General features: G+C 43.7%; 19 protein-coding genes. 3 read left to right on the forward strand and 16 right to left on the reverse strand.

The features are described from left to right. Positions 1-34: 34 nt before the first annotated feature. The 4 genes from tlpB to mcpB form a co-directional block, all read right to left on the reverse strand. A complete protein-coding gene (gene tlpB, locus NYE20_RS17045; protein ID WP_038828460.1) occupies positions 35-2,023 on the reverse strand; it encodes a methyl-accepting chemotaxis protein TlpB in 1,989 nt (662 codons plus the stop codon). 112 nt (positions 2,024-2,135) lie between these two features. Beyond that, positions 2,136-4,121, reverse strand: a complete 1,986-nt coding sequence (mcpA, locus tag NYE20_RS17050; RefSeq protein ID WP_015714603.1) for a methyl-accepting chemotaxis protein — start codon at positions 4,119-4,121, stop codon at positions 2,136-2,138. A 125-nt stretch (positions 4,122-4,246) separates the two neighbouring features. Then, positions 4,247-6,235 carry a methyl-accepting chemotaxis protein TlpA gene (tlpA, locus tag NYE20_RS17055; protein ID WP_339183542.1) on the reverse strand — a complete coding sequence of 663 codons (1,989 nt, stop codon included), beginning with the start codon at positions 6,233-6,235 and terminating at the stop codon, positions 4,247-4,249. 176 nt (positions 6,236-6,411) lie between these two features. Further along, positions 6,412-8,400 carry a methyl-accepting chemotaxis protein McpB gene (gene mcpB / locus NYE20_RS17060; protein ID WP_003243461.1) on the reverse strand — a complete coding sequence of 663 codons (1,989 nt, stop codon included), beginning with the start codon at positions 8,398-8,400 and terminating at the stop codon, positions 6,412-6,414. 157 nt (positions 8,401-8,557) lie between these two features. On the opposite strand from mcpB, the gene NYE20_RS17065 reads away from it, so the two are divergent. Next, positions 8,558-9,295 (forward strand): protein-glutamine gamma-glutamyltransferase, encoded by a 738-nt coding sequence (locus tag NYE20_RS17065; protein ID WP_003228904.1) that lies wholly within the window; start codon positions 8,558-8,560, stop codon positions 9,293-9,295. 13 nt (positions 9,296-9,308) lie between these two features. Here NYE20_RS17065 and NYE20_RS17070 read toward each other — a convergent pair whose 3' ends face one another. From NYE20_RS17070 to NYE20_RS17100, 7 genes are all read right to left on the reverse strand, one after another. Beyond that, positions 9,309-9,563 carry a hypothetical protein gene (locus tag NYE20_RS17070; protein ID WP_339183544.1) on the reverse strand — a complete coding sequence of 85 codons (255 nt, stop codon included), beginning with the start codon at positions 9,561-9,563 and terminating at the stop codon, positions 9,309-9,311. 256 nt (positions 9,564-9,819) lie between these two features. After that, entirely contained in the window at positions 9,820-10,218 is a 399-nt protein-coding gene (locus NYE20_RS17075) for a secondary thiamine-phosphate synthase enzyme YjbQ (RefSeq protein ID WP_003243483.1), read from the reverse strand. Then, on the reverse strand, positions 10,178-10,312 hold the full coding sequence (locus NYE20_RS17080; protein ID WP_003243642.1) for a hypothetical protein: 135 nt from the start codon (positions 10,310-10,312) through the stop codon (positions 10,178-10,180). The genes NYE20_RS17075 and NYE20_RS17080 overlap by 41 nt, the downstream gene beginning before the upstream one ends. Before the next feature lie 25 nt (positions 10,313-10,337). Then, positions 10,338-12,002, reverse strand: a complete 1,665-nt coding sequence (locus tag NYE20_RS17085) for an alpha-glucosidase (RefSeq protein WP_141949150.1) — start codon at positions 12,000-12,002, stop codon at positions 10,338-10,340. Between the two features lie 126 nt (positions 12,003-12,128). After that, a complete protein-coding gene (locus NYE20_RS17090; RefSeq protein WP_038828450.1) occupies positions 12,129-13,418 on the reverse strand; it encodes a hemolysin family protein in 1,290 nt (429 codons plus the stop codon). 43 nt (positions 13,419-13,461) lie between these two features. Then, positions 13,462-14,139, reverse strand: a complete 678-nt coding sequence (locus NYE20_RS17095; protein ID WP_003228889.1) for a zinc metallopeptidase — start codon at positions 14,137-14,139, stop codon at positions 13,462-13,464. A 41-nt stretch (positions 14,140-14,180) separates the two neighbouring features. After that, entirely contained in the window at positions 14,181-14,444 is a 264-nt protein-coding gene (locus NYE20_RS17100) for a membrane protein (protein WP_015483620.1), read from the reverse strand. Positions 14,445-14,490: 46 nt separating this feature from the next. On the opposite strand from NYE20_RS17100, the gene mstX reads away from it, so the two are divergent. Both mstX and kbfO read left to right on the forward strand, forming a co-directional pair. Further along, a complete protein-coding gene (gene mstX, locus NYE20_RS17105) occupies positions 14,491-14,823 on the forward strand; it encodes a biofilm formation protein MstX (protein WP_003228886.1) in 333 nt (110 codons plus the stop codon). Further along, complete coding sequence (gene kbfO, locus NYE20_RS17110; RefSeq protein WP_003228881.1) at positions 14,820-15,806, forward strand: potassium channel protein KbfO; 987 nt, start codon at positions 14,820-14,822, stop codon at positions 15,804-15,806. Before mstX ends, kbfO begins: the two co-directional genes overlap by 4 nt. Here the strand turns inward: kbfO and NYE20_RS17115 are convergent. From NYE20_RS17115 to NYE20_RS17135, 5 genes are all read right to left on the reverse strand, one after another. Continuing rightward, positions 15,803-16,207: a YugN-like family protein gene (locus NYE20_RS17115; RefSeq protein WP_003228878.1), complete on the reverse strand. Its 405-nt coding sequence runs from the start codon at positions 16,205-16,207 to the stop codon at positions 15,803-15,805. The genes kbfO and NYE20_RS17115 overlap by 4 nt on opposite strands. A gap of 59 nt (positions 16,208-16,266) precedes the next feature. Beyond that, a complete protein-coding gene (locus NYE20_RS17120; protein WP_124047990.1) occupies positions 16,267-16,638 on the reverse strand; it encodes a hypothetical protein in 372 nt (123 codons plus the stop codon). A 58-nt stretch (positions 16,639-16,696) separates the two neighbouring features. Then, entirely contained in the window at positions 16,697-18,049 is a 1,353-nt protein-coding gene (locus tag NYE20_RS17125) for a glucose-6-phosphate isomerase (protein WP_161621294.1), read from the reverse strand. 111 nt (positions 18,050-18,160) lie between these two features. Next, positions 18,161-19,333, reverse strand: coding sequence for an iron-containing alcohol dehydrogenase (locus tag NYE20_RS17130; protein WP_032726782.1), 1,173 nt, complete (start codon positions 19,331-19,333; stop codon positions 18,161-18,163). A 103-nt stretch (positions 19,334-19,436) separates the two neighbouring features. Then, positions 19,437-20,600, reverse strand: coding sequence for an iron-containing alcohol dehydrogenase (locus tag NYE20_RS17135; protein WP_161621293.1), 1,164 nt, complete (start codon positions 20,598-20,600; stop codon positions 19,437-19,439). Positions 20,601-20,617: the final 17 nt, after the last annotated feature.

Consider the following 20,617-nt stretch of genomic DNA (forward strand, 5'->3'; position numbering starts at 1 on the left):
AAGAAAGCAGCAGATATGCCGCTTTCTCGTTTCATTATGATTCTATTTTAAATTTCTTCGTAATGTCCTGAAGTTCTTCCGCCATGTTTGCCAACGTCTCCGCTGAAGAGCTGATTTCTTCCATGGACGCAAGCTGTTCTTCCGCCGAAGCTGCGATATCCTGAATGCCTGCTGAGCTTTCTTTCGCTACTGCAGAAATATCTTCAACAGCACTTGACACTTCCTGTGATCCGGCTGACAGTTGTTCAACCGTCGCGTTCAAGTTTTGCAATTCGCCGGAAATTTGGGTTGTCATCTCATAGATTTGTTTAAAGCTTTCCGCTGTTTGATCCGTAATCTGCAAGCCTTCTTTCACTTCATGATTCACGGATTGGAACATTGTAAGTGAGGTGCTGATTTCCCTGACAATCTCTTGAATTAATCCTTCAATTTCCTTGGCGGAGTCTGCTGATTGTACAGCAAGTTTTCTAACCTCTTCCGCAACTACTGAGAAACCTCTTCCGTATTCTCCCGCTCTTGCCGCCTCAATCGCAGCATTTAATGCAAGCAGGTTGGTTTGATCAGCAATGCCGTTAATCACATTCAAGATGCTTGTGATGTCTTGCGATTTTGTTTCAAGGCCCTTCACAACCGCTTCCGCTTTTTGAACGGATTGGTCAATTGTTTTCATCTGGCCGACTGTATGCTCCACCAGCTTTTCTCCGCTGCCCGCTGCCTCAGAGGACTGAATCGATGATTTCGTAATGGTTGAAGAGGCCTGAGCCACTTTTGAAATCCCCTCGTTCATTTGAGAAAGATGATTTGAGCTTGTTTCCAGTTTCTCGCTTTGTGCCTCGTTGCCATCTGAGAACTGTTCGATGGCAAGTGTAATATGTTCAGTTGCCTTGCTTGTTTGGGCTGCGCTTGCTGTCAGCTCCTCAGAAGATGAAGCGACGTTTTCTACAGACGTTTGAATAACGCCGATTACAGAACGCAATGATGCAGACATTTCATTAAAGCTTTCGCCAAGCTGGCCAAACTCGTTTTTCGAGTGAATGTCAATGACTTCTGTGAGATCTCCGCTGCTGATTTTTGCAGACGTTGAGACAAGTTTTCTTAACGGCTTGGTGATGGCACGGATAATATAGAGTATGAGTATGCCGCCGATTACTATTGACACGCATAGAATGATAACCGCAGTGTTCAGCACCGGGCTTGAAGCATCTTGCAATTCACTGACAAAATATGTGCCCGCGATTTTCCAGCCAGTCAGTTTATTTGTCGTAAAGGCCATTTTCTTTTCTTTGCCTTCGAATGTATATTCAAATGAGCCTTCTTTTTTGGAATATACTTGGTTTGTCCAATCGCCGGAACCGGTTGTCCCCGGCTTAATGGTCGGATGGGCGATATATTTTTTGTTGCCTGTCGTAATAAATGCAAAGCCTTCTTTACCGATTTTGATTCTTTTTGATGCAGTAAGCACTTCATCCAGGTTTAAATCCAGCGCTATAACCCCTGAACCGTCTTTTAATTGTTTTGAAATTGTGACAACGATATCTCCTGTCGCTTCATCGGTATACGGTTCTGAGAAAACAGCCTGTCCTTTTTCCGCAACCGCCTGTTTGTACCAGTCACGTCCTGTCGGATCGAAACCTTTCGGAACACCGCTATCCGGATATTTATAAAGCTTCTTATCTTCTGAGGCAGCATAGATTGCGCCTACATCGTCGTTAAGTGTCGTGTACTGCTTAAATTTCTCTTTCAGTAATGTTTTGTTTTTGCCTAACAATATGTCTTTATCAACTGTCTCACTATAATAATCTATTGCTTTTACTTTATCTTCTAATTTATTTTGCAGCGTACTGTTTAGTTCTTCAACATTTCCCTTCGCACTGCTTATGAGCTCTCTGTCTAACGCGTTCCAAGCTGATTGATAACTGAAATATGCTAAAACCCCAACCGGCAAAATAAGCACTGCCAGAAACGCAGCGATTAGCGGTTTGCTGATCGATGGCTGTTTGATCCATTGTATGAATTTTCCCATTCTCGTTGACTCCTCCTTTAAGATAAATCTAATATCGTCAAACTAGGATAAAAGGTTTAATAAAAAAACTAAAAAAAACACCCAAGCGCAAAAGCTTGGGTGTTAAGGCTTATTATTCAATTTTGAATCGTTTGGTCATATCCCGAAGCTCTTCCGCCATAGAGGAAAGGGTCTCTGCAGACGAGCTGATTTCTTCCATGGAAGCTAGCTGCTCTTCAGCTGACGCCGCGATATCTTGTATATGCGCTGAGCTTTCTTTTGAAATCGATGCAATGTGCTCAGACGCTCCCGAAACTTCTTCGGAGCTGGCAGAAAGCTGCTGAACCGTCGCACTCATATTTTGCAGTTCGCCGGCGATTTGGTTCGTCATTTCAGAAATGCGTTTGAAGCTCATTTCTGTTTTATCTGTGATGTCAAGTCCTGTCTGCACCTCTTGATTGACAGATTGGAACATGCCGAGTGATGTATTGATTTCCTTCACAATTTCGATGATTAATCCTTCAATCTCTTTTGCTGAATCTGCTGACTGTACTGCCAGTTTTCTTACTTCTTCCGCTACAACGGAGAAGCCGCGGCCGTACTCGCCTGCGCGCGCTGCTTCAATTGCTGCGTTTAAGGCAAGCAGGTTCGTCTGGTCTGCGATGCCGTTGATCACACGCAAAATGTTTGTAATATCTTTCGATTTCGTTTCCAATCCGCGTACGACTTGCTCCGCTTCTTTAACGGACTTGTCAATGACATTCATTTGGCCGACGGTTTGATGAACAAGCTTGCCGCCTTCACTTGCAATTTCTGTCGATTGAACAGATGAATCAGTGATCACTTCAGAAGCTTGAGCCATATTCGTCAACCCGTCATTCATTTGATAAATGTGCTCTGCTGCCGTTTCAATGTTTTCGTTTTGTTTTTCATTGCCGTTAGAAAATTGTTCAATCGCCAATGTAATGTGCTCTGTTGCCTTGCTCGTTTGCGCAGCTGATGCAGTCAGCTCCTCAGAGGAAGCGGCAACATTGTCTACCGAATCCTGGATGGCGTGTATGAGAGAACGAAGTGACGACGCCATATTGTTAAAGCTTTTGCCGAGCTCGCCCAATTCATCTTTTGAACGGATATCAATGGTTTCCGTCAAATCTCCCTCGCTGATCCGCTTAGAGGAACCGACAAGCTGTTTCAGCGGTGTTGTAATCGACCGAATGATCAATGTCATGACGATAATCCCTATGATAATAGCTGCGGCCAAGACAATTAAAGCAAGGTGAAGGACAGGCTGGGCTGCCTCATGGATTTCATCCAAATACATGGTGCCGCCGATCTTCCATCCCGTCAACTTGTTTGTGTCAAAGGCCATTTTTTTCTTATCGCCATCCATGGTGTATTGAAAATCGCCTTTATCAGCACTCAACATCTTATCGAGCCAGTCGCCTTTTAATTCAGTTCCTGATTTTTCATTCGGGTGTGCGACAACTTTTTTGTCCTTCGTCATGATAAATGCGTAGCCTTGTGTGCCGATGTTGACTTTTTTGGTTGTTTTCAGCAGATTTTCAATCGTCATGTTGATTGCGATAACGCCTGAACCATCTTTTGTCTGCTGGGCGATTGTCACAACCATCGTATTTGTCGACGCGGTTTTATAAGGATCTGTGATCACGACTTTCCCTTTATTTGCAACCGCTTTTTTGTACCAGTCGCGTTCAACCGGATTATAGCCGCTTGGCATCGGAAGATCCGGATAGCGGGTAAAGTGCCCTTTTGTGTCACTTGTATAAATGGATTCTACATCCTTGTTAATGCTGATATATTGTGAGAATTTCTCTGCAATGCTTGCATTGCTTTTTGCATTGTATTTCTCTTTTGTCAGCCATTCGCTGAAATAATCAGCACTGTTTTCTTTTTCGCCGATGCTGGTGTTAATGATTTCGTTTAATTGCTGTACATTTTCCAATGCGCTCCCCATCATCTGTCTGTCGAGTGAGCTGCTAGCCGATTGATACGCAAAGATCGCCAATATGACAACCGGTATGATGAGGATCGACAGAAAGGAAACGAGAAGCTTCCGTGTAATTGATCTTTGTTTTATGAGTTGGAGTATTTTTTTCATCATTCATTTCTCCTTTTTTATGCTACCCTTCATATCGGCTGGAAATGGGTAAATATATACAGCAAAAAAGAAGAAATTTAACAAAAGTAACTAATTTCCCATAAATAAATAGTATTTTAGACCTATTATTTATCTACTTTAAATTGTTTTGTCAGATCACGGAGTTCTTCAGACATTCTTTCAAGCGTCAGTGCAGATGAACTAATCTCCTCCATGGAAGCCAGCTGTTCCTCAGCTGAAGCGGCGATATCTTGGATGCCATCCGAGCTTTCCTTAGAAATGGCTGTGATATCATTTGAAGCTGCGGAAATTTCTTGAGCTCCCGCTGACAGCTCCTCAACCGTTGCATTCATGTTTTGCAGCTCGGAAGCAATTTGATTGGTCATTTGCGATATATGTTTGAAGCTCTGTTTAGTTTCATCCGTCATGACAAGCCCTGTTTCAACTTCTTTGTTTACGGACTGAAGCACGTTCAGTGATGTGTGAATTTCTTTTACTATTTCACTGATCAGCGATTCAATTTCTTTTGCTGAGTCAGCCGACTGTACCGCGAGCTTTCTCACTTCCTCAGCGACGACTGAAAAGCCCCGGCCATATTCACCCGCTCTGGCCGCTTCAATGGCGGCATTTAAAGCCAAAAGATTGGTTTGATCCGCAATGCCGTTGATGACACGCAAAATATTCGTGATATCCTTTGATTTGATCTCCAGCCCTTTCACCACTTGTTCCGCTGCTTTTACGGAATAGTCAATTGTGTTCATTTGGCCGGCTGTTTTCTGGACGAGTGTCTCCCCCTTGCTTGACACTTCTGTTGAATCTGCGGATGTTTCTGTAATCACTGCTGCAGCCCGCGCCAGCTCTGCCAATCCGTCATTCATTTCATTAATTTGTTCGGTTGTCGTTTCTATTTTCTCGCTTTGGCTTTCGCTGCCGTTTGAAAATTGCTCGATAGCCATCGTAATGTGCTCAGTGGCTCTGCTTGTCTGGTCTGCCGATGCAGTCAGCTCTTCGGACGATGAGGCAACGTGTTCTACTGAGTCTTTGATCCCGTGAATGAGCGAGCGAAGCGAGTGTGCCATATGATTGAAGCTCTCACTCAGAACGCCGAGTTCATCTTTTGAATTGATTTCAATCGTTTCGGTTAGATCGCCTTCACTAATTTTTTCAGCTGATGCGACAATGCGTCTCAATGGCTTTGTGATGGATCGAATCACAAAATAAATCGCCGTCATTCCAGCTCCGATGGCAATCGCCAGAACGATTGAAGCCATGATCAGAACCCTGCTTGCAGCATCGTGAATCTCGTTTGCATACATCGTGCCGCTGATTTTCCAGCCTGTTGTTTGGCTTGTTGCAAATGCCATTTTTTTCTTTTTGCCTTTGTACGTATATTCAAAGTCCCCGCTTTTATCCTTGTAGAGCTTATCAACCCAGTCCCCTTTTAGCTCTGTTCCCGCTTTTTCTCCGGAGTAGGCGATGACTTTCTTGTTTTGGCTCAAAATAAAAGCATAGCCTTCTTTTCCGATAATGATTCCTTTCGCGGTAGTGACTAAGTCATCAATTTTCATATCAATGGCGACAACGCCTGATCCATCCACCGTTTGACGGGCGATAGTGACGACCATTTTTCCTGATGAAATCGATTCATAAGGCTCAGTGACAATTGTTTTGCCTTTATTGGCCATTGCTTCTTTGTACCAATCTCGTTCCAAAGCATTAAAGTCGCTTGGCATGTCAGCGTACGGATAACGTGTGAAGTCCCCGTCTTTGCCGCTTGAAAATACCGCAGCGACATTATCATTCATTTGGATAAATTGTTTAAATTCCTGTTTCAGCTCTGTTTTCTTTTTATCCTGAAATTTTTCTGCTGTAGCCCAATCGCTGAAATATGCGAGGCTTTTTTCAGTAGTGCTGATTTTATCATCAATGATGTGATCTAATATCTGAACATTTTCCTTTGCGCTTTCCGTCATCTGTACATCAAGTGAGGCAACTGCTGATTGATAAGCGCTAACCGAAAGGGCGGTTATCGGAACAATTAAGATCAGCAGGAAAGAAATAATAAGTCTCCTTGCAATTGATGATCTGCGAATAGTGGTGAGTGTTTTTTTCATTTCCTTTTGAACCTTCTTTCAATAATTTACAAATTATATCGGCGGATCTTCCTTTAAATTACATTGAAAATGGAGGAAAAAATGAAAAATAGTTCTAAATTCACCTGTTAAACTAGGACTTTATTATTGTTTACCATATAAAAAAACAGCGCTTTGATAGCGCTGTTTTTCGGTTTTTACTCGATTTTAAATTGTTTCGTCAGATCGCGAAGCTCTTCTGCCATCTGCGCAAGAGTCGTCGCTGAGGAACTGATTTCTTCCATGGAAGCAAGCTGTTCTTCAGCTGATGCGGCAATGTCCTGGATGCTTGCCGAGCTTTCTTTCGACACGTCTGCAATGCCGCTGACTGCTGCTGAAACATGCTGTGAACGGTCTGACAACTGCTCGACGGTGGAATTCATCGTCTGCAGCTTGCCCGCGATTTCGTTTGTCATGCTGAAAATGCTCTGGAAGCTTTCTTTTGTATTGTCTGTGACAACAAGTCCGGACTGTACTTCCTGATTGACCTCTTTAAACATGTGAAGAGAGGTGTCGATTTCTGCGACGATTTCTTGGATCAGCTTTTCGATTTCTTTCGCTGAATCGGCTGATTGGACAGCCAGCTTGCGCACCTCCTCCGCTACGACAGAGAAGCCGCGTCCTGACTCTCCGGCACGCGCCGCTTCAATGGCTGCATTTAGTGCAAGCAGATTTGTTTGGTCAGCGATTCCGTTGATGACTCTCAAAATGCTTGTGATGTCTTTTGATTTTCCTTCTAAGCCTTTGACAACAGCTTCAGCCTGCTGAACAGATTGATTAATCGAGTTCATTTGTCCGACTGTCTGCTGCACAAACTTCTCACCCGTTCCGGCGATTTCCGTTGATTGGATAGATGCCTTTGTAATATCTGACGATGTTTGTGAGACTTGCTGGAGTCCTTCATTCATTAAGTTCAGCTGATGAGAGCTGGATTCAACCTTTTCGCTTTGCTCCTCGTTTCCGTTTGAGAACTGCTCAATCGCCATCGTAATATGCTCGGTGGCTTTACTCGTCTGCCCGGCAGATGCGGTAAGCTGTTCGGAAGATGCGGCCACATTGTTCACCGAGTCCTGAATAGCGCTGATCAGAGAGCGGAGAGATTGTCCCATTTCATTGAAGCTTTCCCCAAGCTCTCCAAGCTCATCCTTTGAATGGATTTCGATCGTTTCGGTCAGATCCCCCCTGCTGATCGTTTTCGATGATTGAACAAGACGTTTTAACGGTTTTGTAATCGAACGAACGATAAATAGAATTAAAATTCCGCCTGCCACAATGGAAGCAATCAGCACAATCATTCCTGTTGTCAGCACAGACTTTGAGGCATCCTTAATTTCATCCATATACATTGTGCCGGCTATTTTCCAACCAGTCAGTTCGTTTGTAGTATAGGTCATCTTTTTATCTTCGTTATTAAGAGTATACTGGAGTTCACCGCTGTCATTCGCATACATTTTGGCTACCCAGTCGCCTGAAAGCTTTTCTCCAGCCTTATGGTTCTTGTGAGCGACATAGGTTTTGTTTTTTGTTGCAATGAAAGCATAACCTTCTTTTCCGACCTTGATTTGTTTCATTTGTTCTAACAATTTATCAATGGTAATATCCATGGCGACAACGCCAGATCCGTCCTTCAGCTCCTGTGCAATGGTAATGACCATGCTTCCGTCACTCGCAGCCACGTAAGGATCTGTCACGACAATTTCACCGCCGGCCTTCATCGCATCCTGGTACCAAGGCCGTTGTCTCGGGTCGTATCCTTCCGGCAATTTTTCTTTTGGCGCTTGTACATAAGTGCCGTTATCTGCGCCCCCATAAATTCTGGCTACTCCTTGATTAATAGATACATATTGTGAAAATTTAGCTTTGATCTCTTCTTGATTCGATTTCCCTTTGAATGCGGATCTTTTAAGAGATTCACTGAAAAAGGTGACTGCTTTCGCTTTTTCTCCCAGATCATTTGTAACAGTTGTATTAAATGTATCGACACTGTTTTTCGCATTTCCCATAATTTCCTGATCCAGCTTTCCGCTGGCGCTTCGGTAAGAGCTAAATTCTAATATAAGAATAGGGATAATGAGAATCGCAATAAATGAGACGATTAATTTCTTTGAAATAGACGGTTTCTTCAGCCAATTGATAAAAGTCTTCATGTCACTTGCTCCTTCAGGTTTGATACAGTATATATCGGCTGCTTAAAAAAGTTTTAAAATAAAAAATGGAAGAAGTTCTTTTTGGCTGTCTTCTGCCTTTTTAACTTTCATTGCCCAAGCTCTTTGCATATCTTATAAAAAACAAGGGGGGCTAAACATGATTATTGTATCAGGACAATTGCTCCGTCCCCAGGATATTGAAAATTGGCAGATTGATCAAAATCTGAATCCGCTCTTAAAAGAGATGATTGAGACGCCTGTTCAGTTTGATTATCATTCAATTGCTGAACTGATGTTTGAGCTTAAACTGCGGATGAATATTGTAGCAGCGGCAAAGACGCTGCACAAAAGCGGGGCGAAGTTTGCCACTTTTTTAAAAACATACGGGAATACAACGTATTGGAGGGTTTCACCGGAGGGCGCCTTGGAGCTGAAATACAGAATGCCGCCTTCAAAAGCGATTCGGGACATTGCAGAGAACGGCCCGTTTTATGCGTTTGAATGCGCAACCGCAATCGTTATCATTTATTACTTGGCCTTAATCGATACAATCGGAGAAGATAAATTCAATGCCAGCTTTGACAGAATTATTTTATATGACTGGCATTATGAGAAATTGCCGATATATACGGAAACAGGACACCACTTTTTCCTTGGAGATTGTTTGTATTTTAAGAATCCTGAATTTGATCCGCAAAAGGCGCAATGGAGAGGCGAAAATGTGATACTACTGGGGGAAGATAAATATTTTGCCCATGGTCTTGGAATCTTAAACGGAAAGCAAATTATTGATAAGCTGAATTCTTTTAGGAAAAAAGGAGCCTTACAGTCAGCCTACCTTCTGTCTCAGGCGACCAGACTGGATGTTCCGTCTCTTTTCCGCATCGTCCGCTAAAAAGCCCCATCGCCTATTTTCCGGACGATGGGGTTTCAAATGCCTTTCGTTTTCGATAGAAGGGGGCTGTGCCGAAATATTGGTTCACAGCCCACTCCATTTTTTCAAGGTCATTTCTTGTCACGATTGGATCCTGGCTGCTCCATTTGATAAAGCGGACAAAATAGTAGCCTTTGATAGGAACCATTGTAACTTTTGAGTGAGGCCAGCCTTCAAATACAAACTCAATTTCCCCTCTTTTTTTATAAGAATATTGAAGAATGTTCATATCTGTCACCTCAGTTTATCAAGTTACGTTCGGCAAAGCTCGGTACGTTTACATCCATTGATTGACTATCCCTCATGCAGGCTTTCCTGAAAACAAAGGGTGAGGCGCGTGTCTCTTTCCCTCGCTTTTTATTTCGCATATGGACGAATGCCAAGCGCGCCTTCATTCGATAAAGCGGCAGCCGGGGCGGGTGTGACAAGCCCTCCGGCTATCGGCGTTTGTTCAGCGATCATGCTTTTGTCAAAAAAACAGCCTATTATCCCATCATTTTGATATAGCATGTCCGGGTGCGAGGGCCGTCAAATTCACAGAAATAAATGCCCTGCCACGTTCCAAGAATGAGCCGGCCGTTTTCCACAATGACATGCTGTGAAGCTCCGACTGTACTCGACTTCATGTGTGCAGCTGTATTGCCCTCCATATGGCGGTCCAGCTCATGTTCCCACGGATAAACCTCATCAAACCTTCTGAGCATATCTTTTTTGACGTCCGGATCGGCATTTTCATTAATTGTAATGCCCGCAGTCGTATGCGGACAGTAAATCAGCGCTGCGCCGCTCGTTATACCTGTTTCTTGAAGAAACGCTTCCACCTCCCGGGTGATATCAATCATTTCATCTCGTTTGGTTGTTTTGATTTGCAGTGTTTTCAGCATTTGTTTCTCCTTTCGTTTGTCCGCTCTCATCGCTTAATTCGTTCTGTGTTCTTTTTTTTCCTGTTAAACCGCTCTCATAAACCCGATAAAACAAAAAAACTCCAGTCTAAGGCTGGAGTTTAGCACCATAGATATATTCTTGCTTCATACGGCTTTAAGAGTGCTGATGTCATATGCTTGTGCGGCTCTGTTTCAATATTTGACAAGACGAGTGCATCTGATGACAATGGCAATCCAGAGTGCCTGAACAACGCCGGTGTTCCTGTCAGATTGGCCGCAATCAGTGCAGTATGGCTCTCGTTTTTCCGAAGATATGCAAAGATTTGCTGATCTTCCGGTAAAATGAGCTCGTATGTCCCGTTAATAAAAACATCATATGTTTGGCGCAGCTTGATCAAGCTTTTGTAAAAATGGTAAACGGATGTTTTATCGTTTTTTTGCGCCTCGGCATTCAGCCATTTGTAATTCTCATTGATTCCGATCCACGGTTTGGCCTCAGAAAATCCGGCGTATGGACCAGCATTCCATTGCATCGGCGTTCGCGAATTGTCTCTTCCCTTTTTCCAGACAATCTTCATCACATCCTCGTGTGATGTGCCTTTCGCCGTTTTTGTTTCATACAGGCGTTTCATTGCGACATCATCATAGTCATCAATAGATGGAAAAGCCACGTTCGTCATCCCGAGTTCCTGTCCCTGATAAATAAACGGTGTGCCTTTCATGAGAAAATAAACAGCGGAAAGCGCTTTTGCACTTTCTTTCAGGTACACTCCGTCGTCTCCCCACACAGAAACTGAACGGGGCTGGTCGTGATTCTCCATAAACAAAGCATTCCAGCCGATCCCTTCCAGACTGTCCTGCCAGTCAGTTAAAATTCGTTTAAATGCAACGATATCAATACTTTCATTGATCTCTACATCCCACAGGCCGAGATGCTCAAATTGAAAAATCATGCTGAATATGCCGTTTTTTTCTCCAGCCCAATCAGCTGCTTCTTTTGCAGCGACGCCGTTTGCTTCACCAACTGTCATAATCGGATAGCGGGAAAATGTGTTTTCCTTCAGCTCTGTTAACAAATCCATAATGCCGTCAGCATTCATATGATAAGGAAAGGAAGGGACATAGTCCAGCCCCTTTGGATTCGGCATGTCGGGAAGCCCTTCTTTTTTCTTAATATGCGTAATGGCATCCACCCGAAATCCGTCAATTCCTTTATCAAGCCACCAATTGATCATGTCATAAACGGCATTCCTCACCTGTTCATTTTCCCAATTCAAATCAGGCTGTTTTTTATCAAAAAGGTGCAGATAATACTGGCTTGTCTTTTGATCATACTCCCAAGCCGGCCCGCCGAAAATACTTTCCCAATTGTTGGGCGCTTTTCCGTTTTTGCCATCTTTCCAAATATACCAGTCGCGCTTTTCCGAGTGTATGGATGAACGGGATTCTATGAACCATGGATGTTCGTCGCTTGTGTGGTTCACAACGAGATCCATAATCAGCTTCATCCCCAGATCATGAATGTCACCAAGCAGTTCATCAAAATCTTCCATGGTGCCAAACTCGCTTAATATGTTTTGATAATCCCGGATATCATAGCCATTATCAGCATTCGGTGAGTCATACAGCGGGCAAATCCATATGACGTCAGCGCCCAGCTCTTTTATGTAAGAAAGCTTGGATCTGATTCCTTGAATATCCCCAATTCCGTCGCCATTTGAATCTTTAAAACTGCGGGGGTAAATTTGGTAAACAACGGCTTCCTTCCACCAAGCCTTTTTCATACAGCCACTCCTTCCCAGTGTACCGGTCTTATATATCCTATGTAGAAAAAAGGCTACACAGCATTGCTTTTTAAGAAATGACTTGATGACACAAAAAACAGCCGTTCGTTCCCCGGCTGTTTTTTATTAAAAATCAGTTTTTTTAATTTCTACAAAACGGATGTGATGATCTTCGGCGTCGAGGATTTTAAATTCACAGCCCTCCGCATGTATCACATCCCCTGCTTTCAGCTCCATTTTTTGCGTTAGAAGCCAGCCTGCAATCGTATCAATTTCTTCATTTTCAATCGCAATGTCGAGAAGGTCATTCACTTCGTCTATTAGCGCTTTTCCATCCATCACATAATGGTGCTCGCCCTTTTTCAGGATGTGCGGTGTTTCATCCTGATCATACTCATCGCGGATTTCCCCGACGATTTCCTCTATAATATCCTCTACAGTGACAAGCCCCGCCGTTCCCCCGTATTCATCTACGAGAATCGCCATGTGAATCCGCTCCTTCTGCATGCGGATTAAAAGCTGCTGAACAGGAATGCTTTCAATGACTCTGATAACGGGCCTCATGATTTGATTCAGCTTTATCGGCTGGCCGAGAAAATAAGCTTTAAACATATCTTTGCTGTTGATGATCCCTAAAATATGATCCTTGTCATCTTTGATGACAGGGTAGCGTGTATACCGTTCATTAATGATGTGATGAATTGCCTCTTCAAGCGACTGCTCCAGAGAGATAACCGCAATTTCTGTCCGCGGAATCATAATCTCTCTCGCTACCCGGTTGTCAAATTCAAAAATCTTATTTACATAGCGGAATTCAGACTGATTGATTTCTCCCTTTTCATAGCTTTCAGAAAGGATCAGCCTTAGTTCCTCTTCGCTGATGACAACCTCATGCTCCTTTACTGAATGAAAGCCAAACAATTTCACAAGAAAGCTTGCAGAGCCGTTTAATGCCTTAATAAACGGGTACGTGATTTTATAAAACCAGATCAGCGGCTTTGCAATCCATAAGCTTACAGCTTCAGCTTTTTGAATAGAAACCGTTTTCGGGGCAAGCTCCCCCATCACCACATGCAAAAAAGTGACGATGATAAATGCAACTACAAATGTGACAATGTGGTTAAACGGTTCCGGCATGCCTGTCATTGTAAATAAGGGATGAAGAAAACGTTCAAATGTAGGTTCACCAAGCCACCCAAGGCCGAGGGCTGTAATCGTAATCCCGAGCTGGCAGGCTGATAAATACTCGTCAAGATTGGAGATGATTTTATGTGCGGCTAGTGCTCGGCTGTCACCGCTTTCGATGAGCTGATTGATTTTTGAACCTCTGATTTTGACGATCGCAAATTCCGCTGCAACGAAAACAGCCGTAATGCCAATCAAAACAAAAATGGCGATCAATTGTAAAATAAGCAAAAAAAGCCCTTACCATAAATGGTAAGGGGCCACCTCCTTAACGTTAATTCTCATCACGACCGTTTAAGAAAATCATCACAAAACGAAGTAGTTCAAACAGGGAAACCAGGGCGGCGGCCACATACGTTAAGGCAGCAGCACTCAGCACTTTATTTACCCCATTTTCTTCATTGTTTCGGATGAATCCTTCTGACACAATAATCTGCTTCGCACGTGAACTTGCATTGAATTCGACAGGCAATGTAATCAGCTGGAAAAAGACAGCCGCTGAAAACAGTATGATGCCAAGCCCGATCAAATTCAGGCTGCCGAGAAGCATGCCTCCTAAGAAAAGCAAAGGAGCTACACCGGATGCAAAATTCACGACTGGGAAGATTTTATGTCTCAGCACAAGCGCACCATATGACTCCTGATGCTGCAAGGCATGTCCGACTTCATGGGAAGCTACGGATATGGCGGAAATTGAGCGGCCGTAATAGACCGGCTCAGATAAACGCACCACCCGTCTTGTCGGGTCGTAATGGTCTGTTAAAGTGCCTCTTACCGGTTCGACCGGCACGTCGTAAAGACCGTTTATATCTAAAATCCGTCTTGCCGTTTCTGCCCCTGTACGTCCGCTTGAGGCTTCCACTTTTGAATATTTTTCAAAGTTGCTCTTTACTTTAAATTGTGCCCAAAACGACAATCCCAATGCGGCTATTGTTAAAAATATAAACAGCATTTTTTCATCATCCTTTTTCCATGATCATTTCTCTATTACGATTATTTTAATGAGTTTTCTTTCCCGTGTACAGAAATGCGCTTTTTCTTCCGGCTTGGAGCACACAATCCAATCAGCAAAAAGAACAGGCCTGCTGAAAACAAATAAAAGGCGAAACTGCCGGCCAGTTCTTTCAGAAAATGAAGCCAGGAGAAGCTTCCGGAAAAGTGATTATATGAATTCAAATCGAAAATAAACAAAATCACCGCGGATGCCGCCAGCTGCGTACCGATTAAAACCACGATCGTTCTTTGAAAGATCGTCATCTTTTTCATCCTTTTTGTTTTAGTTTATGGAGAAATCCGGTTTTATATGTTTTGTACATTTTTTGAAAAACATCACCGGAAGTGGGACATACTGTTAGAAAAAAGCACGGGTGTGATGGAAGCTATGAAAGTGACGAGTGAGGAAAAGGAACAGCTGAGCACAGCAATCGACCGAATGAATGAAGGACTGGACGCGTTTATCCAGCTGTATAATGAATCGGAAATTGATGAACCGCTTATTCAGCTTGATGATGATACAGCCGAGTTAATGAAGCAGGCCCGAGATATGTACGGCCAGGAAAAGCTAAATGAGAAATTAAATACAATTATTAAACAGATTTTATCCATCTCAGTATCTGAAGAAGGAGAAAAAGAATGAAATCAAATCGGATATTTATTTCATGGCTCAGGTGGCCGTTATTTATCCGAATCGGGGTTATTATTTTATGTCTGATTCTTTTGTTCGGCCAAATCATTTATATACTTGAGCCTAAGCAGTTCACTTCGGTATTCGAAGGTATTTGGTGGGCTGTCGTTACGGTTTCGACAGTCGGTTATGGAGACTATGTGCCGCACACTCCGCTGGGACAGGCAGCCGGAATACTGCTGATTTTGAGCGGAGCAAGCTTTGTCACAGCGTATTTCGCTACGTTATCAGCGGCCGCATTCAGCAGACAGCATCGCTACATCGAAGGAAAAGTTGCTTACAAAGGCCGGGACCACATCATTCTGATCGGGTGGAATGAAAAAACAAACCGGCTTTTGAAGGACCTTCAGCTTGCCGCCCCTTCCAAAACAGTCGTACTAATCGATGAATCCTTAACAGAAGGCCCGCTTATTGAAAACGTTCATTTCATACGCGGGCACGCTGCCGATGATGGGACACTGAAACGGGCCAATATTACTGAAGCGGAATCAGTGATGATTACTGCCGATCAGTATAAAAGTGAAACTGATGCTGATATGCTGTCAGTGCTGACTCTTTTATCTGTTAAAGGGCTTAATCCCCTTGCTTACTGCATCGTCGAAATTTTGACTGACCGTTTTGTCACCAATGCAGAGCGGGCAGGCGCAAACCAAATCATCGGAACTTCAGAATTTATCAGCCGGGCGATGCTGCAGCATTACCAAGTCAAGTTACGGCCGTCTAAACAGCAGAACGGAATCAAGCTGACACTTGATCAGCATGTGGAGCTTCTTGCTGTTCCTGACGAACTAAAGGGAGCGGCTTACAAAACCTGTGTTCTCTATTTCCTTGATCACAACACAACAATTATAGGCGTACAAAAAAAGGAGGGACCGATGCTTTCCCCTCCTCTTACATACAAGGTGCTCGAAACAGACCAATTCCTTGCCATCTAGTGTAACAGAACATCCTCCAATTCTTTCACGAGAGAGGCGCCGATATCCAAAAATGCCGGATCAATTTCCGCGTCCCGCCTTTCCGGTTCGGAAAATTGATTAAACAGTGATTGGAAAGGCCCTCCCTCGGCGTGATCGTCAACATCCGCCTGAAACACCTGTCTCAGCATAAATGGCGTTCCGATCCGGACGGCCGCCCCTCGTTCATCGAGACTGCCCTGTACCGCATTGACGGGAATTCTTAAAAATAAATAGCCGTCTCTATCATCAATTTTATAATCAAAGTAGCCATGATCGTATTCCCAGCCGCCGTTTATCACATAACCGAGCGGCTTCATCACTTGTTCCAGTTCTTGAAGCAGAAAAGACTGCCCATCTATCGCGGAAGGTATTGGTATCATCAGAATGCCCCTTTTTTCACTTATCCTGTCCCGCCGAACAAGACTTCATTCAGAGGCGCCTACATGGAAATCGTTGTTTCTTTCGCGCGGCCAACAGGAAAGAAAGCGCATTCAATTAAGAAGTAAACAGCCATTGCCGCTGCAAGCCATGCAGCTGAATCCCAAGACACATAAACAACCGTTGCATAGAGTCCTAATTTAGTGAAAAGAGTATGGGTTCGTTTTAAATGCAAAATCCGATGTACCGCATCGGTAAAAAGGGCAAGCGGCAAACCAATGAGAAGAAAGGCGTGGATGAAAAAATGTGACAGCGTGCCGCCAAAGCTTGAAGAAAACTCTGTATACACGGCATCAAAGGAGATAAGGAAACTTAAAATAGCTGCAGAAAAACCGGCAATGATGAGATGTTTAACCAATTGTTTCATGAACATCAGCACCTTTCTGATTTTATAAAAAGCCGACCGGCAAATGCCAGTCAGCTTTCTCACATTAATCTTCCAGACGTTTTTCAAGCTCTGCTTTTTTCTCTTCAAAGCCAGGTTTGCCGAGTAACGCAAACATATTGACTTTATACGCTTCTACACCAGGCTGGTCAAACGGATTGACGCCAAGGAGGTAACCGCTCATCGCGCAGGCTTTTTCGAAGAAATATACAATGTATCCAAAAGTATATGCATTCAGCTCAGGAATGTTAACGATTAAGTTCGGAACATTTCCGTCTGTATGGGCAAGCATTGTACCTTGGAATGCTTTTTTGTTAACGAAATCAACAGTTTTACCGGCTAAATAGTTCAAGCCGTCAAGATCGTTATCCGCTTCCTCAATTGTCAGTTCATGTTTAGGCTTCTCTACGTTCAGGACCGTTTCGAATAAATCTCTGCGGCCTTCTTGTACATACTGGCCTAAAGAATGAAGGTCTGTTGAATAGTTCGCTGAAGAAGGATAAATGCCCTTCTCATCTTTCCCTTCGCTTTCTCCGAACAGCTGCTTCCACCATTCCGCAAAGTATTGAAGCGCCGGTTCGTAGTTGATGAGCATTTCAATTGTTTTGCCCTTATTATAAAGGACATTGCGAACAACCGCATATTGGTATGCTGGGTTATCTTCCAGTTCAGATGTTGCAAAATCTTTGCTCGCATCCAGGGCGCCTTTCATCATGTCGTCAATGTTGACGCCGCTGACAGCAATCGGCAGGAGACCTACAGCTGTTAAAACTGAATAACGGCCGCCGACATCGTCAGGAATAACGAATGATTCGAAGCCTTCTTCGTTAGAAAGCGTTTTTAATGCGCCGCGCTCTTTATCAGTTGTTGCATAAATCCGCGCTTTCGCTTCTTCTTTACCGTATTTCTCTTCAAGAAGCTTGCGGAAAATACGGAAAGCGATTGCAGGTTCAGTTGTCGTACCTGATTTAGAAATCACATTAATAGAGAAGTCAACATCTTCAAGAAGATCCATGACGTCTCTCATATAAGATGAACTGATGTTGTTCCCGATAAAAATGACTTGCGGATTGCCGCGTTTTGCTTTTGGCAAAGTGTTATAAAACGCGTGATTCAGCGCTTCAATCGCTGCCCGCGCTCCAAGATAAGAACCGCCAATGCCGACAACAAGCAAGACATCAGAGTCAGATTTGATTTTTTCCGCGCTTTTTTTGATGCGCGCGAATTCTTCTTTATCATAATGTTCAGGGAGGTCCACCCAGCCTAGAAAATCGCTGCCCGCGCCTGTTTTTTCATGGATATTATGGTGTGCTGTTTTTACAAAGTCCCGCAGATATGTAAGTTCATGTTCGTTGAAGAAAGTCAACGCTTTTGAGTAGTCAAAGCGTACATGCGTCATTGCTTGTCCCTCCATAACGGTATAATGTTTTCATCTTTCACTTTATATGAACTTATCTGTGAAATCAAGTCAAGAAGAAAGGGCGGAATGACTGGATTCCGCCCTTTGAGTTTATAGAGACGCGCGAAGGATGGCAAGCACGTCATCTTTGTTCAATTTTTGGAAGTTGCCGAAGCCGCCGTGTTCCATTTCCTTGGCTGCGATATCAGCAATCAGCTCAAGCTTTTCTTCTCCAATATTGTAATCAGCAAGACGAGAAGGTGCACCGAGGCTTGTCCAGAACGCAGACAGTTTATCGATTCCTTCAAGCGCAATTTCTTTATCTGTTTTGCCTTCAGTATCAATGTCAAACATGTTGAGCATGAGGTTTTTGAAGCGGCCTACATTTGTATCAAGCGTGTATCTCATCCAATTTGGGAACAGTATTGCCAAACCGCCCGCGTGCGGAATATCATATACAGCTGAAACAGCGTGTTCCATTGTATGAGAAGCCCAGTCACCAAAGTAGCCCATTTGGAGCGTGCCGTTTAAAGCGATTGTACCAGCATACAAAATCGTTTCACGAAGCTCGTAGTTTTCCAGATCTTCAAGAAGCTTAGGAGCTGTTTCGATGACCGTCTGCAAAACAGCAAAGCACATTCTATCCTGAAGCGGCGTGTTTTCAACATTATGGAAGTATTGTTCGAATACGTGGCTCATCATGTCAACCATGCCGTATACTGTTTGATTTTCTGGAACGGTGAACGTATTTTCAGGGTCTAAAATAGAGAAACGCGGATGAGTGACATTGCTGCCCCATACAAATTTCTCGTTTGTTTCCCAGTTTGTAATCACGGAATCAGGGTTCATTTCAGACCCTGTTGCAGCAAGCGTTAAAACAGTGCCAAACGGCAGCGCATCCTCCGCTGTTACTTTTTTGCTGAAAATATCCCAAGCGTCGCCATCGTATTTGACGCCAGCTGCGATTGCCTTTGTACAGTCAATCACACTGCCTCCGCCGACAGCAAGCAGAAAATCAATGTTATGCTCTCTGCAAAGTCCTATGCCTTTTTCCACTGTCGCAAGACGCGGGTTCGGCTCTACACCTGACAGCTCATGAACAACAGCGCCCTCTTCTTTTAAAATGCCTGTGACTTGATCATAAAGGCCGTTGCGTTTAATGCTGCCGCCCCCGTAAACAAGCAGTACATTCTTGCCGTATCGTTTGAATTCTTTTCTTAATTGTTCAAGCTGACCTTTTCCAAAAATCAGCTTTGTCGGATTATAATAAGTGAAATTTTCCATAGTAAAACCTCCAAATGATGCTGGTAAAAAACAGATTTTCCATTGTAACATAAGTTGACAAAAAAGAAAAAGGGAAGCAGCCAAACGGCTATTTCCCCTTTTTTTATAGTGATGCTTTCAAAATTGACAGCACATCTTCTTTGTTGAGTGATTTAAATTGACCGAATGCACCGTTAGCCATTGCCTTGTCAGCAATTGTGTCAAGCTGCTCATCATTAATATCATAATCAGCAAGACGGTTCGGAGCGCCAAGACTTGTCCAGAATGCGGACAGCTTATCGATACCTTCAAGGGCAATTTCTTCATCCGTTTTACCTGCTTCTTCAACATCAAACACGCGAACTGCAAGCTGTTTCATGCGGGCAGGGTTTTCAGACAATGTGTGTCTCATCCAATTCGGGAACAGAATCGCCAGTCCGCCGGCATGCGGAATATCATAAACGGCTGATACTGCATGTTCAATATTATGAGTAGCCCAATCCCCTCTTGCCCCCATAGAAAGCATGCCGTTTAATGCGATTGTTCCTGTGTACAGGATCGTCTCACGCAATTCGTAATTTTCGAGATCATTGATCAGCTTAGGCGCTGTTTCAATGACTGTACGCAAAAGTGATTCACACATGCGGTCCTGATACGGCGTGTTTGATACATGATGGAAGTATTGTTCGAATACGTGGCTCATCATGTCAACCATCCCGTAGATCGTGTGGTTTTTAGGTACGGTGAATGTATTCACCGGATCAAGAATCGAGAATTTAGGGAATACGAGCGGGCTGCCCCAGCCGTATTTTTCTTTTGTTTCCCAGTTTGTAATAACAGATCCTGAGTTCATTTCTGAACCAGTTGCAGCGAGAGTCAATACCGTTCCGAATGGCAAAGCATCTTTTGGCTGATGCTTTTTCGTAACGATATCCCACGCATCACCATCATACTTCGCTCCTGCGGCAATCGCTTTTGTACAGTCGATTACGCTTCCGCCTCCGACAGCCAGCAAGAAATCAATGTTTTGTTCTTTACAGATGGCAACACCTTTATTAACAGTCGACACACGAGGATTCGGTTCCACACCTGCTAATTCATGCACGGTAGCTCCGGCTTTATTCAGCTGTTCAATCACTTGATCATACAGGCCGCTGCGTTTAATGCTGCCGCCTCCGTACACAAGCAATACGTTTTTTCCGTAAGGTTTGAGTTCCTCCGGAAGTCTTTCCACTTCGCCGCGCCCGAAAATTAATTTGGTCGGATTCCAGTATGTAAAGTTTTGCATGACATCTCCTCCTTAGA

Origin of the sequence: Bacillus sp. FSL R5-0416 (genome assembly GCF_037975425.1) — a bacterium.
Lineage (GTDB): Bacteria > Bacillota > Bacilli > Bacillales > Bacillaceae > Bacillus > Bacillus subtilis.

Bases quoted from the DNA above. Each gene is read 5' to 3' on its own strand.
- tlpB (WP_038828460.1), bottom strand. From the start codon at position 2,023: ATGGGAAAATTCATACAATGGATCAAACAGCCATCGATCAGCAAACCG.
- mcpA (WP_015714603.1), bottom strand. From the start codon at position 4,121: ATGAAAAAAATACTCCAACTCATAAAACAAAGATCAATTACACGGAAG.
- tlpA (WP_339183542.1), bottom strand. From the start codon at position 6,235: ATGAAAAAAACACTCACCACTATTCGCAGATCATCAATTGCAAGGAGA.
- mcpB (WP_003243461.1), bottom strand. From the start codon at position 8,400: ATGAAGACTTTTATCAATTGGCTGAAGAAACCGTCTATTTCAAAGAAA.
- NYE20_RS17065 (WP_003228904.1), top strand. From the start codon at position 8,558: ATGATTATTGTATCAGGACAATTGCTCCGTCCCCAGGATATTGAAAAT.
- NYE20_RS17070 (WP_339183544.1), bottom strand. From the start codon at position 9,563: ATGAACATTCTTCAATATTCTTATAAAAAAAGAGGGGAAATTGAGTTT.
- NYE20_RS17075 (WP_003243483.1), bottom strand. From the start codon at position 10,218: ATGCTGAAAACACTGCAAATCAAAACAACCAAACGAGATGAAATGATT.
- NYE20_RS17085 (WP_141949150.1), bottom strand. From the start codon at position 12,002: ATGAAAAAGGCTTGGTGGAAGGAAGCCGTTGTTTACCAAATTTACCCC.
- NYE20_RS17095 (WP_003228889.1), bottom strand. From the start codon at position 14,139: ATGCTGTTTATATTTTTAACAATAGCCGCATTGGGATTGTCGTTTTGG.
- NYE20_RS17100 (WP_015483620.1), bottom strand. From the start codon at position 14,444: ATGACGATCTTTCAAAGAACGATCGTGGTTTTAATCGGTACGCAGCTG.
- mstX (WP_003228886.1), top strand. From the start codon at position 14,491: ATGTTTTGTACATTTTTTGAAAAACATCACCGGAAGTGGGACATACTG.
- kbfO (WP_003228881.1), top strand. From the start codon at position 14,820: ATGAAATCAAATCGGATATTTATTTCATGGCTCAGGTGGCCGTTATTT.
- NYE20_RS17115 (WP_003228878.1), bottom strand. From the start codon at position 16,207: ATGATACCAATACCTTCCGCGATAGATGGGCAGTCTTTTCTGCTTCAA.
- NYE20_RS17120 (WP_124047990.1), bottom strand. From the start codon at position 16,638: ATGTTCATGAAACAATTGGTTAAACATCTCATCATTGCCGGTTTTTCT.
- NYE20_RS17125 (WP_161621294.1), bottom strand. From the start codon at position 18,049: ATGACGCATGTACGCTTTGACTACTCAAAAGCGTTGACTTTCTTCAAC.
- NYE20_RS17130 (WP_032726782.1), bottom strand. From the start codon at position 19,333: ATGGAAAATTTCACTTATTATAATCCGACAAAGCTGATTTTTGGAAAA.
- NYE20_RS17135 (WP_161621293.1), bottom strand. From the start codon at position 20,600: ATGCAAAACTTTACATACTGGAATCCGACCAAATTAATTTTCGGGCGC.